Annotated in this window: 15 protein-coding genes; 8 read left to right on the forward strand and 7 right to left on the reverse strand. The window is 52.1% G+C overall.

Features of this window, described 5'->3' with window-relative positions:
- Positions 1 to 10: 10 nt before the first annotated feature.
- The gene (gene folM / locus OGV38_RS20615) at positions 11 to 733 is read left to right on the forward strand and encodes a dihydromonapterin reductase (RefSeq protein ID WP_049041460.1); all 723 of its coding nucleotides are present in this window, start codon (positions 11 to 13) and stop codon (positions 731 to 733) included.
- Here the strand turns inward: folM and OGV38_RS20620 are convergent.
- On the reverse strand, positions 730 to 1,065 hold the full coding sequence (locus tag OGV38_RS20620) for a GlpM family protein (protein ID WP_016153026.1): 336 nt from the start codon (positions 1,063 to 1,065) through the stop codon (positions 730 to 732). The genes folM and OGV38_RS20620 overlap by 4 nt on opposite strands.
- A gap of 117 nt (positions 1,066 to 1,182) precedes the next feature.
- Here OGV38_RS20620 and rstA point away from each other — a divergent pair, with 117 nt between their 5' ends.
- A complete protein-coding gene (gene rstA / locus OGV38_RS20625) occupies positions 1,183 to 1,926 on the forward strand; it encodes a two-component system response regulator RstA (protein ID WP_016153025.1) in 744 nt (247 codons plus the stop codon).
- Positions 1,927 to 2,074: 148 nt separating this feature from the next.
- Here rstA and OGV38_RS20630 read toward each other — a convergent pair whose 3' ends face one another.
- Positions 2,075 to 3,103 (reverse strand): HoxN/HupN/NixA family nickel/cobalt transporter, encoded by a 1,029-nt coding sequence (locus OGV38_RS20630; protein WP_101700679.1) that lies wholly within the window; start codon positions 3,101 to 3,103, stop codon positions 2,075 to 2,077.
- A gap of 120 nt (positions 3,104 to 3,223) precedes the next feature.
- The gene (locus OGV38_RS20635) at positions 3,224 to 4,063 is read right to left on the reverse strand and encodes an aminoglycoside phosphotransferase family protein (protein ID WP_049041455.1); all 840 of its coding nucleotides are present in this window, start codon (positions 4,061 to 4,063) and stop codon (positions 3,224 to 3,226) included.
- 192 nt (positions 4,064 to 4,255) lie between these two features.
- Between OGV38_RS20635 and OGV38_RS20640 the strand changes: the two genes are divergently transcribed.
- Complete coding sequence (locus OGV38_RS20640) at positions 4,256 to 5,047, forward strand: MBL fold metallo-hydrolase (RefSeq protein WP_269517286.1); 792 nt, start codon at positions 4,256 to 4,258, stop codon at positions 5,045 to 5,047.
- A gap of 22 nt (positions 5,048 to 5,069) precedes the next feature.
- Here the strand turns inward: OGV38_RS20640 and OGV38_RS20645 are convergent, their stop codons facing one another.
- Complete coding sequence (locus OGV38_RS20645) at positions 5,070 to 5,414, reverse strand: DUF1294 domain-containing protein (RefSeq protein ID WP_049041453.1); 345 nt, start codon at positions 5,412 to 5,414, stop codon at positions 5,070 to 5,072.
- Between the two features lie 65 nt (positions 5,415 to 5,479).
- Here OGV38_RS20645 and rstB point away from each other — a divergent pair, with 65 nt between their 5' ends.
- Entirely contained in the window at positions 5,480 to 6,781 is a 1,302-nt protein-coding gene (gene rstB / locus OGV38_RS20650) for a two-component system sensor histidine kinase RstB (protein ID WP_047417574.1), read from the forward strand.
- Positions 6,782 to 6,854: 73 nt separating this feature from the next.
- Positions 6,855 to 7,784: a DNA replication terminus site-binding protein gene (gene tus / locus OGV38_RS20655; protein ID WP_181628666.1), complete on the forward strand. Its 930-nt coding sequence runs from the start codon at positions 6,855 to 6,857 to the stop codon at positions 7,782 to 7,784.
- Here the strand turns inward: tus and fumC are convergent.
- Positions 7,781 to 9,184 carry a class II fumarate hydratase gene (gene fumC / locus OGV38_RS20660; RefSeq protein ID WP_016153018.1) on the reverse strand — a complete coding sequence of 468 codons (1,404 nt, stop codon included), beginning with the start codon at positions 9,182 to 9,184 and terminating at the stop codon, positions 7,781 to 7,783. The genes tus and fumC overlap by 4 nt on opposite strands.
- A gap of 141 nt (positions 9,185 to 9,325) precedes the next feature.
- Entirely contained in the window at positions 9,326 to 10,972 is a 1,647-nt protein-coding gene (gene fumB, locus OGV38_RS20665) for a class I fumarate hydratase (protein WP_047358425.1), read from the reverse strand.
- 262 nt (positions 10,973 to 11,234) lie between these two features.
- Between fumB and manA the strand changes: the two genes are divergently transcribed.
- Positions 11,235 to 12,410, forward strand: coding sequence for a mannose-6-phosphate isomerase (gene manA, locus OGV38_RS20670; RefSeq protein WP_269517287.1), 1,176 nt, complete (start codon positions 11,235 to 11,237; stop codon positions 12,408 to 12,410).
- A 106-nt stretch (positions 12,411 to 12,516) separates the two neighbouring features.
- A complete protein-coding gene (locus OGV38_RS20675; protein WP_286474762.1) occupies positions 12,517 to 14,025 on the forward strand; it encodes a YdgA family protein in 1,509 nt (502 codons plus the stop codon).
- A gap of 45 nt (positions 14,026 to 14,070) precedes the next feature.
- On the opposite strand, the gene OGV38_RS20680 is transcribed toward OGV38_RS20675, so the two are convergent.
- Positions 14,071 to 15,099 (reverse strand): Mal regulon transcriptional regulator MalI, encoded by a 1,029-nt coding sequence (locus OGV38_RS20680; protein ID WP_286474765.1) that lies wholly within the window; start codon positions 15,097 to 15,099, stop codon positions 14,071 to 14,073.
- 169 nt (positions 15,100 to 15,268) lie between these two features.
- Between OGV38_RS20680 and malX the strand changes: the two genes are divergently transcribed.
- A complete protein-coding gene (malX, locus tag OGV38_RS20685) occupies positions 15,269 to 16,861 on the forward strand; it encodes a maltose/glucose-specific PTS transporter subunit IIBC (protein ID WP_016153013.1) in 1,593 nt (530 codons plus the stop codon).
- Positions 16,862 to 16,869 lie beyond the last annotated feature (8 nt).

A 16,869-nucleotide genomic window follows, 5' to 3' on the forward strand; every position in this document is an offset into this window, starting at 1 on the left:
GGAGATTACGATGGGTAAAAAACCCCCTTTGCCAATTCTTATCACCGGAGGAGGTCGACGTATCGGCCTCGCCGTCGCATGGCACTTTATTAATCAAAAACAGCCAGTTATCGTTAGCTACCGCACGCATTATCCGGCTATTGATGGCCTGCGAGATGCGGGCGTGCTGTGTATCCAGGCTGATTTTTCCACCGATGAAGGCGTACTGGCCTTTGCGGATGAGGTCAAAGCACAGACGGATGGCCTGCGAGGTATTGTGCATAATGCCAGTGCCTGGCTTGCAGAAAAGCCCGGTGCGCCGTTAACCGAAGTACTGTCGGCCATGATGCAGATTCACGTCAATACCCCCTACCTGCTCAACCACGCGCTGGAAGGATTGCTGCGCGGGCATGGACACGCGGCCAGCGATATTATCCATTTTACGGATTATGTTGTAGAGCGTGGCAGCGATAAGCACATCGCTTATGCAGCCAGCAAAGCGGCGCTGGACAACATGACCCGCTCGTTCGCGCGCAAACTGGCACCGGAAGTAAAAGTGAACGCGATTGCCCCCTCGCTAATCCTGTTTAACGAGGGTGACGATGCAGAGTATCGTCAGCAGGCATTGAACAAATCACTGATGAAAACAGCGCCGGGTGAAAAAGAGGTCATTGATTTAATTGACTATCTGTTGACCAGCTGTTTTGTCACCGGGCGTAGTTTTGCCCTTGATGGCGGGCGTCATCTGCGTTAGTGCAGTTTAATCCAACAAAAAATAAGCAACCACGCGCTCAGGCCCCAGCACACCACTGAACCGCCGAGCGCAACGGGTAAGCGCATAAATCCAGTGAAATACCACAGCGAAACGAGGTAAACAAAATAGGGAATAATCGACCACATGCTGAAGACAATGGTTGTACGTAACGCTTCGATCCCACGTTCACTGGCCACGATATAGTGGGCAATCAACGCAAAGGTCGGGAACAACGGAATTAATCCGGCAATATAGTAGTTCTTTGTTTTCGCCAGCACACCAATTAACACCACCACCAGCGCACCGAGCGCCGCTTTTATAACGAGTCCCATCACTCTGCCTTAACACATCAATAACATCAGCCCCTAGCATAACGGAAGCGTTCTTGTTTAGAAAAGATTAATGGAAGGAAAAACCGGGGCGGTGTATGTTGGCGTTTTATATTCAAAATGAATGATATGAACACCATCGTATTTGTTGAAGATGATCCCGAAGTTGGCTCGCTGATTGCAGCCTATCTGGCCCGGCATGATATTGAGGTTATCGTTGAGCCTCGAGGTGATTTGGCCGAGGAGAAAATCCTGCAAGTTCAACCCGATTTGGTGTTATTAGATATCATGCTGCCGGGCAAAGATGGGATGACTATCTGCCGCGATTTGCGCGGACGCTGGCAGGGTCCAATTGTCCTGCTCACCTCGCTGGACAGCGATATGAACCATATCCTGGCGCTGGAAATGGGTGCCTGTGACTATATTCTGAAGACAACGCCGCCAGCAGTGCTGCTTGCTCGCCTGCGTCTGCATCTGCGCCAGAATGAACATTCAGTCCAGTCTAAAGGCATTCAGGCGGCAACCATCACGCCGCACACGACGCTGCGCTTTGGCACACTCACTATCGACCCAACCAATCGTTCCGTGCTGCTCGGCGGCGAGCAAGTCTCTCTTTCCACCGCAGATTTTGAATTACTGTGGGAGCTGGCAACCCATGCCGGGCAAATTATGGACCGCGATGCGCTGCTGAAGAACCTGCGCGGCGTAAGTTATGACGGCATGGATCGCAGCGTTGATGTCGCGATTTCCCGGTTACGCAAAAAACTGCTCGATAACGCGACTGAACCCTATCGAATCAAAACGGTGCGCAACAAAGGTTATCTGTTCGCACCGCACGCCTGGGACGATGAACCTCAAATGTAATCCCATCGGGCCGACCATTATACGTTACACCGTCACTTATAATATCACCCAGATTTGGGTGATGAAGATGGTGTGTATCATCACCGCGAATTAGTCAGCCCTCAAGTAAGATCCGAGCCTTCCCTTTCACGGAAGGCTTTCTTTTGTGTTAACTAAACGTCAGCCCGTCGTATTTTTTCCAACGGTAATTTACTGCAGAAATAATCCAGCAGCCGATAAAGACGCCAATAATCGCAAACCCGACATTCCCCATATGGTCACTCAACTCGCTGACGGTATCCCACAAACCTCCCTGGAGCGAAAATGCGTCAGAGAGAAGCCCCAGCGCCTCCAGCCCGCCAATAAATAGCGCAACAATTACCGAGGTCCCGGTGATGGTCATATTGTAATAGAGCTTACGCTGCGGCTTATTGAATGCCCATCCGTAGGCCTCAACCATCAGGATACTGTCAAGGCAGTCAATCAGCGCCATGCCGCAGGTAAACAGCGCCGGGAACACGAGAATTGACCACACCGACATGCCACTGGACGCGCTTGAAGCAGAAATTCCGAGCAGAGAAATTTCAGTAGCGGTATCAAAACCCAGGCCAAACAAAAAGCCGACAAAATACATATGCCAGTCTTTGCCTACCAGCCGAAACGCCGAGCGGAAAAGCCAGTTCAGCGGGCCTGAAACTGTCATATCCTCTGTGGTGCCATCGTAAGTACCGGTGCGTTTTAGATGACGAAAAGCCTTCCAGACATGACAGAAAATAACGAGATTAATGGTAGCCAGAATCAGCAGAAATACGGCAGAGACCGTGGTACCTATCAGACCGCCGACATTCTGAAACCATGCCATGTGTTGCTTAAACACGCTGGTGGTCAACGCAATGCCAATGCTTGCCAGTACCACAATGGTGGAATGCCCCAGGGAAAACCAGGCTCCCGTCGTCAGGGCGCGTTTTTTCTGCTGCATAAGTTTGCGCGTAGCGCTATCTATCGCGGCGATATGATCGGCATCAACAGCATGGCGCAAACCATAGCACCATGCGATCAGACTAAGCGCCAGTAACGACGTGTTGTTGCTAAACGCGGTGAAAGCCCACAGCCACGCCACGATGTTTGCCCCGATGAGTAAGACCATCAACAAAATAATGTTCGGGCGCTTTTTTAATAATAAAAACAATGCGTTCATTGCTCACAGCCTGTCAAATTTGCGCTAAAAAACACACTACACCGCCGTTCACTGATTGATTAATAAAACATTTACCAGGCTAATGATAACTCTAAAGAATTACCAGCCCAGTGTCGTAGATCAAAATTGATTACCCCCAAAAGCGAGTTCCGCGCTCGCTAACTCTGCGATGCGCAGGGGTATCGTGGCGCAGTCTCCTTCTTGCAGAAACCAGGCAGACGACAACCCACACCAGGCAATAATCCACATCAGCAAACGCTGCCGTTCAATCCTCGCGATTTCAGACACAATATTTACCCGTTGTGCGAATCTTTCTGGCTCAATGGCGACAGGTTTGGTGGGATCGGCAAGATCGGGATTAGTAAAAATATTGGCGTAATCAAAGCCACGCTCGCCCACCAGCCCTTTAGGATCGATAGCCAGCCATCCTTTCGTTCCGAAATCAAGAATATTGCCGTGGTGTAAGTCACCGTGCAATACGACTTCATTCTGGGGAGAGGAGAGCAATACGTTTGCCACCTCTGCACAATGCGTCAGGATGCCGACATGCTTTTTCGCGGCAGGAGCCAGATCGCGAAACCAATAAAGTAGCGGTGTTAACGCAGGCGTTGACGCATTCCGGGGGAGATGGAGTCGACTGGCTGCATGGCAAATAATGCGACAGGCCTGCGCATCATTGCCGGACCAGGACATGTCCGCTAAAGACCCCGCCCCTGTTGCACGTTCTAACAGAATCGCCCCTGCTGCATGAGCAAGCACTTTCGCAGCACCATTCCCGTTCCACCAGACCATTAGTTCGCAGCCGTTTCGTTCACTGTCATCGTCGGTGAGTTTGAGTATGGCTTTCTGACCATCTTTGGTCACCACGGGCAAAAGCTGTGATGTGTGCGTCTCAAGCGGTTGGCCATCAGGAGTAAGTCCCCAACGGCTGAGCCAGGAGTTGAACAGACTATTTTCCAAACATTATCCTCATTTTTTTCGCCGGAAATGACCCTCGACAGGGACGGTGTAGACATTATTCCTGCTTTCTGCTGGTTGGGCCACAACGACCCACGCCCACCATTCCTGGCTTATCGTGTAGAGCACTAAAGGGCACACCCTTGCGTATCGGTGTGCCATGCTGACTGTGTTTTTTCAATAGAGGAAGACACGATGATCACGTTATGCAAAGCCTGTGGAACATCCTATGAGGTGGCAGACGCCCTTCCTGAACATTGCGATATCTGCCAGGACGAACGTCAGTATGTCCCCGCGACCGGGCAGGAATGGGTCGATTTTGCCGCACTTTGTGCTTCGCACACAAATAAGTGGCGGCAGCATGACAGCACCCTCCTCAGCATCCGCACCGTTCCTGGTTTTGCAATTGATCAACGGGCGTTTATTCTGCGTACTCCGGAAGGCAATATTTTATGGGACTGCATTGCCACGCTCGACGACGCCACAAAAATGCTAATAACGTCCCTGGGCGGGCTTAAGGCCATCGCGATTTCGCATCCTCATTACTACACCACCATGCAAGACTGGGCTGACGAATTTAACGCTCCCATTTATCTCCATGCCAACGACCGCAAGTGGGTAATGCGCGACAGCCCGTGGATTAAATTTTGGGATGGCGACACCCTGGAACTGACACGCGACGTCAATGTGATACGCCTTGGCGGACACTTTGCTGGCGGCTGCGTTCTGCACTGGGCGCGAGATGAAGGCGTGGTACTTTCCGGCGATATCGTTCAGGTCACCCCTGGGGCGCATGCCGTCTCCTTTATGTGGAGCTACCCCAATATGTTGCCATTGCCAGCCGCAACGGTCAGCGACATTACCCACCGCCTGAGTACGGTGAAATTTAAGCAACTCTATGGCGCGTTTGAAGGGAAAGACATAACGAAAAATGTCGATGACATCGTGCAGCGCTCAGGTGAAAAGTACGTTTCCTGTCTCAAGTAAGCAGGCAGCCTGTCACTGACGTTCACCAGGATGAAATGGGATAGAAATGATAGGCCGCTCCGATGACAGACACATTCACTATCACACTGATAATGAAGTAGGTTTTGAATGGCTGTTTTTGTGTTTTATGGCGAAAGAGTTGTTGAGCGGCTATCGCGCCACCCCACCCGCCAACAACGCCAAACAGCAGCAAAGTGGACTCCGGCACTCGGCGCCAGGCCCTGCGCGCTGCCATTTTATCCGCACCGTACATTGCCAACGTCAGTATGTTGGCGAGCAAAAACCATATAACAAAGGGATGCGAGGTGAAAATGCAGCCTAACGCTGCGAAAATGAGTAGTAAATAACAACAGCGATTGAAATTCATATTTTTATATCACAGCAATTTTGAGAGTATCGGTGAGCATTATATTATGTATTCGGTGATTTTTTATGAAGAAGCTGTTTGTACAGTTTTATCTCCTGCTGTTTGTCTGCTTTCTGGTGATGACCCTGCTGGTCGGCCTGGTCTATAAATTCACCGCAGAGCGCGCAGGCAGACAATCGCTCGACGATTTAATGAAAAGCTCGTTATACCTGATGCGCAGCGAGCTTCGCGAGATCCCGCCACGTGACTGGGGTAAAACGCTGAAGGAGATGGATTTGAACCTCTCCTTTGACCTGCGCGTTGAACCGTTAAATAAGTACACGCTAGACGTTCAAACAATGCAACGTTTGCGCGAAGGCGATATCGTGGCGCTTGACGATCAGTACACATTTATTCAACGGATCCCACGCAGCCATTACGTGCTGGCCGTCGGCCCGCTTCCCTATCTCTATTTTCTCCATCAAATGCGTTTGCTGGACATCGCGTTGATGGCGTTTATTGCTATCTCACTGGCCTTTCCGGTACTTATCTGGATGCGTCCGCACTGGCAGGAAATGCTACGACTGGAAGCTGCTGCACAGCGTTTTGGGGAAGGACATCTGGGCGAACGCCTCCATTTTGACAGCGGTTCCAGCTTTGAGCGATTGGGTATCGCGTTTAACCAGATGGCAGACAATATCAATGCGCTAATCGCCAGTAAGAAACAACTTATCGATGGCATTGCCCATGAGCTTCGTACCCCACTGGTACGCCTACGTTATCGTCTGGAAATGAGTGATAACCTCACCGCGCAGGAATCCCAGGCGCTGAATCGCGATATTGGTCAACTGGAAGGGTTAATCGAAGAATTACTGACCTATGCCCGGCTGGACCGCCCGCAAAATGAACTGAAGCTCAGCGTACCGGATCTGGCCGTTTGGCTGACAACCCATCTGGAGGATGTGCAAAGCGTAAACCCTGAGCGTGCGGTGCACTTACGCCATCTTAATATTGGTGACTACGGCGCGCTGGATATGCGCCTGATGGAGCGCGTACTGGATAATCTACTGAATAACGCCCTGCGCTATTGCCAGTCTACGGTGCAAGCGAGCCTGTTATTGAATGGCAATCAGGCGACGCTGGTTGTGGAGGATGACGGTCCCGGAATTGCTCCAGACGCCCGCGAACAGGTTTTTGAACCGTTTGTACGCCTTGACCCCAGCCGTGACCGGGCGACCGGTGGTTGCGGGCTTGGGCTAGCCATTGTTCACTCGATCGCATTGGCTATGGGCGGTACGGTCGTTTGTGATGAAAGTGAACTCGGCGGCGCCCGCTTTTGTTTCAGTTGGCCCGTCTGGCATAACATTCCTGAAATTTCAGCTGCCTGACCCATTCGGCTCGGTGGTCAAATGGTGTAGGTTGTGCTATAAAAAAGTATGTTGTAACTAAAATGGTAAATCTATGGCCCGTTACGATCTCGTCGACCGCCTGAACGGCACCTTCCGCCAGATGGAGCAAGAGCTGGCGCTTCTGAACGACAATCTGTTGCAGCAGACGCTGCTGATTGCGCGCGTCTTCTCGTTACCGGAAGTGGCCAAAGAGGCAGAGCATGCCCCACTGCAGAACATTGATGTTAAGCAACATTTAGGTAAAGAGGCTGAAACGCTGGCGCTACGCCACTATCGTCATCTGTTTATCCAGCAACAGTCCGAGAATCGTAGCAGCAAAGCGGCCGTCCGCCTGCCAGGCGTACTGTGTTATCAGGTAGATAACGCAGTTCAGCGCGCTCTGGAAGAGCAAATACAGCGTATTAACCAGCTAAAAACTACCTTCGAGCGCATTGTCACGGTGGAATCAGGACTGGCACCGGCAGCGCGTTTTGAATGGGTGCATCGCCACCTGCCGGGACTGATTACGCTGAATGCCTATCGTACGCTCACCCTTGTCAGAGAGCCTGCCACCCTGCGATTTGGCTGGGCCAACAAACACATTATTAAAAATCTGAAACGCGATGAAGTACTACAACAACTGGAAAAAAGCCTGACGTCGCCGCGCAGCGTACATCCCTGGACGCGGGAAGAGTGGCAGGCGAAGCTTGAACGGGAATATCAGGATGTCGCCGCCCTGGGCCAGCAGGCGCGCCTGAAGATTAAACGGCCGGTAAAAGTGCAGCCCATCGCCCGCGTCTGGTACAAAGGAGAACAAAAGCAGGTGCAATATGCCTGCCCGACGCCCTTGATCGCGTTGCTCAACAATGAAAACGGCATGACCGTACCAGATATCGGCGAGTTACTGAATTATGATGCCGACAATGTTCAGCATCGTTTTAAACCTCAGGCGCAGCCGTTGAGATTGATTATTCCCCGGCTGCACCTGTACGTTGCGGATTAACTGCCTGGCCGCATACTGCCAACCATCAGTTCCGGACGTACCCAGCTGTCAAACTCCGCTTCGGTTAGATACCCCAGCGCCAGGGCGGAGGCTTTTAACGTCAGCCCCTCTTTGTGCGCCTTTTTGGCAATTTCAGCGGCTTTATCATAACCGATATGGGTATTGAGCGCGGTCACCAGCATTAGCGACTCGTTGAGCAGTTGATCGATTCGTTCACGATTAGGCTCGATTCCTGTCGCGCAGTGCTCGTTAAAGCTTTCCATACCGTCAGCCAGCAGACGCACCGACTGCAGGAAATTGTGGATGACCATCGGTCGGTAAACGTTAAGCTCAAAATTACCTGACGCTCCGCCCATGTTGATGGCGACATCGTTGCCCATTACCTGACAGCAAAGCATGGTCAGCGCTTCACACTGGGTAGGATTGACCTTACCCGGCATAATGGAGCTGCCCGGTTCATTTTCAGGAATCGAAATTTCGCCAATCCCGCAACGTGGACCGGATGCCAGCCAGCGCACATCGTTGGCGATTTTCATCAGCGATGCCGCCAACCCTTTTAGCGCGCCGTGGGCGTGAACCAGTGCATCGCAGGTAGCTAGCGCTTCAAATTTATTCGGTGCGGTAACGAACGGCGCACAGGTAATGTCCCGCAATTCATCCGCGACCCGACGGGCATATTCCGGATGCGTGTTCAGTCCGGTCCCTACCGCGGTTCCTCCCAGCGCCAGTTCCGCCACGTGGGGTAAGCTGTTTTCAATGTGTCTGAGGTTATGTTCAAGCATTGCCACCCAGCCGGAAATCTCCTGGCCGAGCGTAAGCGGGGTTGCATCTTGCAGATGTGTACGACCAATTTTGACGATATCCGCGAAAGCGTGTGATTTATCACTGAGCGTTTTGGTTAACACATTTAACTGCGGGATCAGTGAGTTACGCAGTGCCAGCAGCGCGGCAACGTGCATTGCGGTCGGGAACACATCATTCGAGCTTTGGCTTTTATTAACATCATCGTTGGGGTGAACTTTCCGTTCCATCCCCCGCACGCCGCCCAGCAACTCGCTGGCCCGGTTTGCCAGCACCTCGTTCATGTTCATATTGCTTTGCGTACCTGACCCGGTTTGCCAGATGGCCAGCGGAAACTCATCGCGGTGTTTATCCGCCAACACCTCATCTGCGGCCTGCATAATAGCCCTGGCTTTATCCTCCGCCAGCAGCCCGAGATCCTGGTTAACCTTTGCTGCGGCGCGTTTCGTCAGCGCCAGCGCATGGATCAGCGAGACCGGCATTTTCTCCGTAGAGATACGAAAATGCTCCAGCGAACGTTGGGTTTGCGCGCCCCAAAGCTTATCGGCTGGAACATCAATCGCCCCCATTGAATCATTCTCGCGGCGTACCGTTACCATTACCTGCTCCTTACATTAACAATTGATTAGGTTATGTTTCGACATTGCCCATTTGCATTGGTCTTATGAGTATTAACGAGGATTAATCTGTCGCTTGGTGGTTCGTGCGGTAAAAAAAACCGCCCCGAAGGGCGGCTGACGTTACTTAACGCAGCGTGCGCACTGCGACGTCTGAATCTGCTTGAAGAAATCGTTGCCTTTGTCATCCACCAGGATAAACGCCGGGAAATCTTCCACTTCAATTTTCCAGATGGCTTCCATCCCCAGTTCAGGGTATTCCACACACTCCAGACTCTTGATACTGCCCTGGGCCAGCACCGCGGCCGGGCCGCCGATACTGCCTAAGTAGAAGCCACCATGCTTATGACAGGCATCGGTCACCTGCTGGCTGCGGTTGCCTTTTGCAAGCATGATCATGCTGCCACCTGCGGACTGAAGCTGGTCAACATACGAATCCATACGCCCTGCCGTGGTTGGTCCAAGCGAACCAGAGGCATAGCCTTCCGGCGTTTTTGCCGGGCCAGCGTAATAGATCGGATGATCTTTAACATACTGCGGCAAACTTTCACCGTTATCCAGACGTTCTTTCAGTTTCGCATGCGCAATATCACGGCCAACAATAATGGTACCGTTAAGCGACAGACGTGTAGAAACCGGGTACTGCGACAGCTGAGCCAGGATCTCTTTCATCGGACGATTGAGGTCAACGCGTACCGCTTCGCCTTCTCCCGCCTGGCGCAACTCTTCTGGTATAAATTTGCCTGGATTATGCTCCAGTTTTTCGATCCAGATACCTTCACGGTTGATCTTAGCTTTGATATTTCGATCGGCTGAGCAAGAAACGCCCATACCAACCGGACACGACGCACCGTGACGCGGCAGGCGGATCACGCGGATATCATGAGCGAAGTATTTCCCGCCGAACTGCGCGCCCAGCCCCAAATTCTGTGCCTCAATCAGCAGCTCTTTTTCCAGCTCCACATCGCGGAATGCCTGACCATGTTCGTTACCTTCGGTCGGCAGCTCATCGTAATATTTAGCCGACGCCAGTTTCACCGTTTTCAGCGTGGCTTCCGCTGACGTTCCACCGATCACAAACGCAATGTGATACGGCGGACAGGCCGCTGTTCCCAGCGTTCGCATTTTCTCAACCAGGTAATTTTTTAATTTGCCCGGCGTGAGCAGCGCTTTGGTCTCCTGGTACAGATAGGTTTTGTTCGCCGAACCACCGCCTTTGGCAATACACAGGAATTTGTATTCATCGCCATCGACGGTATACAAATCTATCTGTGCCGGCAGGTTGGTACCGGTGTTCACCTCTTTATACATATCCAGCGCGGCGTTTTGTGAATAGCGCAGGTTATCTTCGATGTAGGTGTTATACACACCGCGCGCCAGCGCAGCTTCATCACCGCCGCCGGTCCAGACGCGCTGACCTTTTTTACCCACGATAATCGCGGTGCCGGTGTCCTGACAGGTCGGCAAAATACCTTTTGCCGCAATATCAGAATTCCGCAGGAATTGCAGGGCCACATATTTGTCGTTTTCGCTGGCCTCCGGGTCACGCAGAATGTCGGCCACCTGCTGCTGATGCGCAGGACGCAGCATAAACGATGCATCATGGAAGGCCTGACGAGCCAGCAGCGTTAAGGCTTGCGGCGCGACTTTAACAATCTCCTGCCCTTCAAATTCGGCAACGGAGACATGGTCGCTGGTCAGCAGATAGTATTCGGTATCATCCTTTTTGAGGGGGAAAGGATGCTGATAATGAAAGGGTTTGTTTGACATTGTGCTCTCACTTACTGCTCGGTCTGGTTATTCTCTGGGCAGATGTTCCATTGCCCTGCTTCCCTGCCGCAGGTCGGGTTGTAGAAGGAAAGGCTTTCTGCAACCGGAATTACTCAGGGTATTAAAAGCGAGTCACCATATCCTACACAATTTTTTAACAAAAACTGAGACAAGTACGACTTTTTACATGTGCAGGTTACTTCGCTCAGGGTTTCTTGGTTTAATAGCCGTAGAAAATTCCACATTGAAACAGGGCTTGAGAATGCAAAAACTCATCAACTCAGTGCAGAACTACGCCTGGGGAAGTAAAACTGCGTTAACGGAACTTTATGGGATTGCCAACCCCACTCAGCAACCGATGGCTGAGCTGTGGATGGGCGCGCATCCGAAAAGCAGTTCGCAGGTTCTGAACGCTGACGGCCAGACGGTCGCTCTGCGTGATGTCATCGAACACGATAAATCCGCACTGTTAGGCGATGCTGTTGCGAAACGCTTTGGTGAACTGCCTTTCCTGTTTAAAGTACTGTGCGCCGCGCAACCTCTTTCGATTCAGGTTCATCCTAACAAGCACAACTCTGAAATCGGATTTGCCAAAGAAAACGCGGCGGGGATCCCGATGGATGCCGCCGAGCGCAATTACAAAGATCCTAACCACAAACCGGAACTGGTTTTTGCTTTGACGCCGTTCCTGGCGATGAACGCATTCCGCGAGTTCTCTGACATTGTCGCATTGTTACAACCGGTGTCCGCCGCGCATCCGGCTATTGCGCATTTCCTGCAGGAACCGAGCGCGGAACGTCTGAGCTATCTTTTCGCCAGCTTGCTGAATATGCAGGATGAGGAGAAATCCCATGCGCTGGCGATCCTGAAATCGGCGCTGAACAGCCAGCACGGTGAACCGTGGCAAACCATTCGCCTGATCGCCGATTTCTATCCGAATGACAGCGGGCTCTTCTCCCCGCTGCTGCTCAATGTGGTGAAACTCAATCCTGGCGAAGCGATGTTCTTATTTGCCGAAACGCCACACGCCTACCTGCAAGGTGTAGCGCTGGAAGTAATGGCTAACTCGGACAACGTGCTGCGCGCCGGACTGACGCCAAAATACATTGATATCCCGGAGCTGGTCGCCAACGTTAAGTTTGTCGCCAAGCCAGCCAATCAGTTGCTGACCACGCCAGTTAAGACTGACAGCGAACTGGACTTCCCCATTCCGGTCGACGATTTCGCGTTCTCCTTACATGAACTGACCGCCAATGGCGCAGATATCAGCCAGCAAAGTGCGGCCATTTTGTTCTGCATCGAAGGTGAAGCCGTGCTGAGCAAGGGCGAGCAGCGTCTGGTGCTGCAGCCGGGTGAGTCGGCCTTTATTAGCGCGAATGAATCGCCGGTAAACGTCAGCGGCACGGGCCGTTTAGCTCGGGTTTATAACAAGCTGTAGCAAGATACTGATATTTTTAACAACTCTTGCTAAGCTGTAGTGAGTTAAAGACATGTCACTCCTCCAGGCGTCTTCAAACGCCTGGTTTTATTTTATGGATATCAAAATGAAAAAATCGCTGGTAGCTGCGGGTGTGGTGGTTGCACTGGGTATCGTCTGGACGGGCGGCGCGTGGTACACAGGAAAGAAACTCGAAACGCATCTCGCCGAGATGGTGACACAGGCAAACGATCAGTTAAAACGCTACTCTCCAGAGGCGGGCATTGAACTGAGTTATCAAAACTACCAGCGCGGCGTGTTCAATAGCCAACTGCAGTTGGTGGTGAAACCTGTCGCCGGGCAGGCAGATTCCTGGCTGAAACCGGGACAAAGCATCGTCCTGAATGAAACCGTGGATCACGGTCCTTTCCCGCTGGCTCAGCTGAAATCACTGAATCTTGTTCCGGCAATGGCCTCCGTGAAAACGACGCTGGTCAATAACGACGTGACGAAGCCGCTGTTTGATATTGCCAAAGGTGAGACGCCATTCATCATTAATTCCCGTATTGGCTACAGTGGGGATACCCGTTCCGATCTCTCCCTCAAACCGCTGAACTACGAGAAAGGCGACGAAAAAGTGGCCTTTAGCGGCGGGGAGTTCCAGTTTACGGCAGATAAGGATGGTAATGCGGTGTCGCTGACTGGCGAGGCGCAAAGTGGCCTGGTTAATGCCGTCAATGAGTATGATCAGAAAGTACAAGTTACTTTCAATAACCTGAAAACTGAAGGTTCCAGCAGTATCGCAAGCTTTGGTGAGCGCATCGGCGATCAGAAATTGTCCCTCGAAAAACTGTCGATTTCAGTTGAGGGCAAAGAGTTGGCGGTGCTGGAAGGCATGGGTATCGATGGCAAATCCGATCTGATTAACGATGGCAAAACCGTCAACAGCCAGTTGGATTACACCCTGAACAGCCTGAAATTGCAGGGCCAGGATATGGGGAGCGGTAAGCTGACATTGAAAGTTGGCCAGATTGACGGTGAAGCGCTGCACCAGTTCAGCCAGCAGTACAGCGCCCAAACCAAAGCGCTGATGGCGCAGATTGATGTGGTCCAAAATCCTGAGCTTTATCAGCAGAAAGTCACCGAAGCCTTCTTTAATGCGCTACCGATTTTGATGAAAGGCGAACCGGTTGTCACCATTGCTCCACTGAGCTGGAAGAATGCAAAAGGTGAAACCACATTTAATCTGTCACTGCTGCTAAAAGATCCGACCGCAAACACGGTGGAGCCGCAAACGCTGGCCCAGGAAGTGGATCGTTCCGTCAAATCGCTGGATGCGAAACTGACCATCCCTGTCGATATGGCGACTGAGTTCATGACGCAAATTGCCAAACTGGAAGGATATCAGCAGGAAGAAGCGGCTGGTCTGGCGAAGCAACAGGTTAATGGCCTGGCGGCGATGGGGCAGATGTTCCGCATTACGACTTTGCAGGACAACGTTATCGGCACCAGCCTGCAATACGCAAACGGCCAGATGACGCTGAACGGACAAAAAATGCCGCTGGATGAGTTTGTTGGTATGTTCGGTATGCCTTCTCTTACACAGCCGGATGCCCCTGCCATCCCGCAACAATAATCACTCGTCAGTGACAGGCCCGATAACAGTGTTTATCGGGCTTTTTTATTTCGCCGCCACCAGACGAGCGGAAAGCGTCAGATTGCGTGAATGACCTTCATCGTGGGCAATGCATTGTAGCATACGTTCAGCAAGGGTGTATCCCATTTCACGCGCGGGCGAACAGGCCCAGGTAATCGGGATATCGTCCAACGCGTTTTCCGCCACATCAGCGAATCCGGCCAACGATATTTGCTGTTCGAAATAGCGATCGACACCAATTTCACCACTCTGACGTCCTGCTCTCATCAGGCCAAACCAGGCGCCTATGGCGATTATTTCGTTGTAGCACACCACCGCGCTGATCGTGGGATTGCGGCGTAACAGCGCCGTTACCTCTTCTGCGGCCTGCTTCTGGCTGGTTGAGCACTCCAGCACCCAGTCGCTATGAAACGGTAAACCATATTTTAGTAAGGTTGCACAATAACCGCCGACGCGCTCTGCGCGAGTCAATGAAGAACTCTGCCCGCCCAGCCATGCAATACGCTGGTGTCCGTGGCGGATAAGATGTTCAACCAGTAACTGTGCAGCCTGCATGTTATCGGGCCTGACGGTGTCTGCGTCATCCATGTAGCTGGCGCGTGATGCAAATACCACCGGGATCCCTTTATCAGCGGCCAACTGTTGCAGTGCATCACTGCTACCGGCGGCCCCGGCAATGACCACGCCATCCACCCCCTGGTTGAGTAACATCGCGAAACGCTGCGCCAGCTGCTCCCCATCTTTACCGCCGTGCAGTAAGAAGACCATGCGCCCCTGCGCTTCTAACGCTTCCGTCAGACCCGCCGTCAGCTCGGCGTAAAACGACGTTGAAAGATCGCGTACAATCAAACCAACTACTCCGCTCTGCCCGCCGCGCAGCGCTGATGCCTGGCGGTTACGCACAAACCCCAGTTGCTCAATAGCAGCATTCACCCGCTCCCCAGTCGCTGATGAAATTCGCCCTTTTCCACTGAGCACCAATGAGACGGTGCTGACCGAAACCCCCGCAGCCAGCGCAACATCATGGATGGTTATTTTTTTGGCTATAGCCATAAAAACAGAAAACTCCCTGATAACGTGACGGATAAAACGTTTTATCAATCACTTATATTTATACCCCCTATTATCGTTCGATAATGTGATTTATACCGCACTAAAATTAGGTAAAACGTTTTATCTTCTCGCCATCATTAGTCAGCTAGCCTTTACAAGGAGTCGTTTGATGACGGCGAGAACCACACCAAAAATAACGTTATGGGAATTTTTCCAGCAGTTGGGCAAAACCTTTATGCTGCCTGTAGCGCTGCTTTCATTTTGCGGGATCATGTTGGGGATCGGCAGCTCGTTGAGCAGCCATGATGTCTTAACGCTGATCCCGGCGTTGGGGAATCCGGTGCTTCAGGCCATCTTTACCTGGATGAGTAAAGTTGGCTCATTTGCGTTTAGCTTCCTGCCAGTCATGTTCTGTATTGCCATTCCTCTGGGCCTGGCGCGCGAGAACAAAGGCGTTGCGGCGTTTGCCGGTTTTGTCGGTTATGCGGTCATGAACCTCGCCGTCAATTTCTGGTTAACCGCCAAAGGTATCTTACCCACCACAGATGCGGCGATCCTGAAAGCCAACAACGTGCAAAACATTCTGGGGATCCAGTCGATCGACACCGGGATCCTCGGTGCCGTTATTGCCGGGATCATTGTCTGGATGCTGCATGAACGCTTCCACAACATTCGTCTGCCGGATGCGCTGGCGTTTTTCGGTGGTACGCGCTTTGTGCCTATCATCTCCTCGGTGGTGATGGGATTGGTCGGGTTGGTCATTCCCTTGATTTGGCCGGTTTTCGCCATGGGCATTACCGGACTCGGTCACATCATCAATAGCGCGGGGGAATTTGGTCCTATGCTGTTTGGTACCGGTGAACGTCTGTTGCTGCCTTTTGGCCTGCACCATATTCTGGTGGCACTCATTCGCTTCACCGAAGCTGGCGGCACACAGGAAGTCTGCGGCCATAGCGTGAGCGGCGCACTGACTATTTTCCAGGCTCAACTGAGCTGCCCGACAACGCAAGGTTTCTCTGAAAGCGCAACACGCTTCCTGTCCCAGGGTAAAATGCCGGCGTTCCTCGGCGGTTTACCGGGTGCGGCATTAGCCATGTACCACTGCGCACGCCCTGAAAATCGTCATAAAATTAAAGGGTTATTAATTTCTGGTCTGATTGCCTGTGTCATCGGCGGTACAACTGAACCACTTGAGTTCTTATTCCTGTTCGTCGCTCCGGTTCTGTATGTAATCCACGCCCTGCTAACCGGTCTTGGCTTCACCGTGATGGCGGTGCTTGGCGTCACTATCGGTAACACTGACGGTAACCTGATTGACTTCGTGGTGTTCGGCATCCTGCACGGATTGTCCACCAAGTGGTACCTGGTCCCTGTTGTCGCGGCTATCTGGTTTGCGGTGTACTACGTGATCTTCCGCTTCGCCATCACGCGTTTCAATTTGAAGACGCCGGGCCGTGAAGTCGAAATTGCCAGCAATATCGAAAAAGTAATGGCCGGAGCGCCTGGTAAATCAGGTTACAACGTCCCTGCTATTCTGGCGGCGCTGGGCGGCGCGGAAAACATTGTCAGCCTTGATAACTGCATCACCCGTCTGCGCTTGTCAGTGAAAGATATGTCGCTTGTTAACGTACAGGCTCTGAAGGACAATCGTGCCATTGGCGTAGTACAACTCAATCAGCATAACCTTCAGGTCGTTATCGGTCCGCAGGTCCAGTCAGTGAAAGACGAGATCGCGGTTCTGATGAACACCGTACAGGCTTAAGGACAACA

It is taken from the genome of Citrobacter sp. Cb080, assembly GCF_030334745.1.
Classification (GTDB): domain Bacteria; phylum Pseudomonadota; class Gammaproteobacteria; order Enterobacterales; family Enterobacteriaceae; genus Citrobacter; species Citrobacter braakii.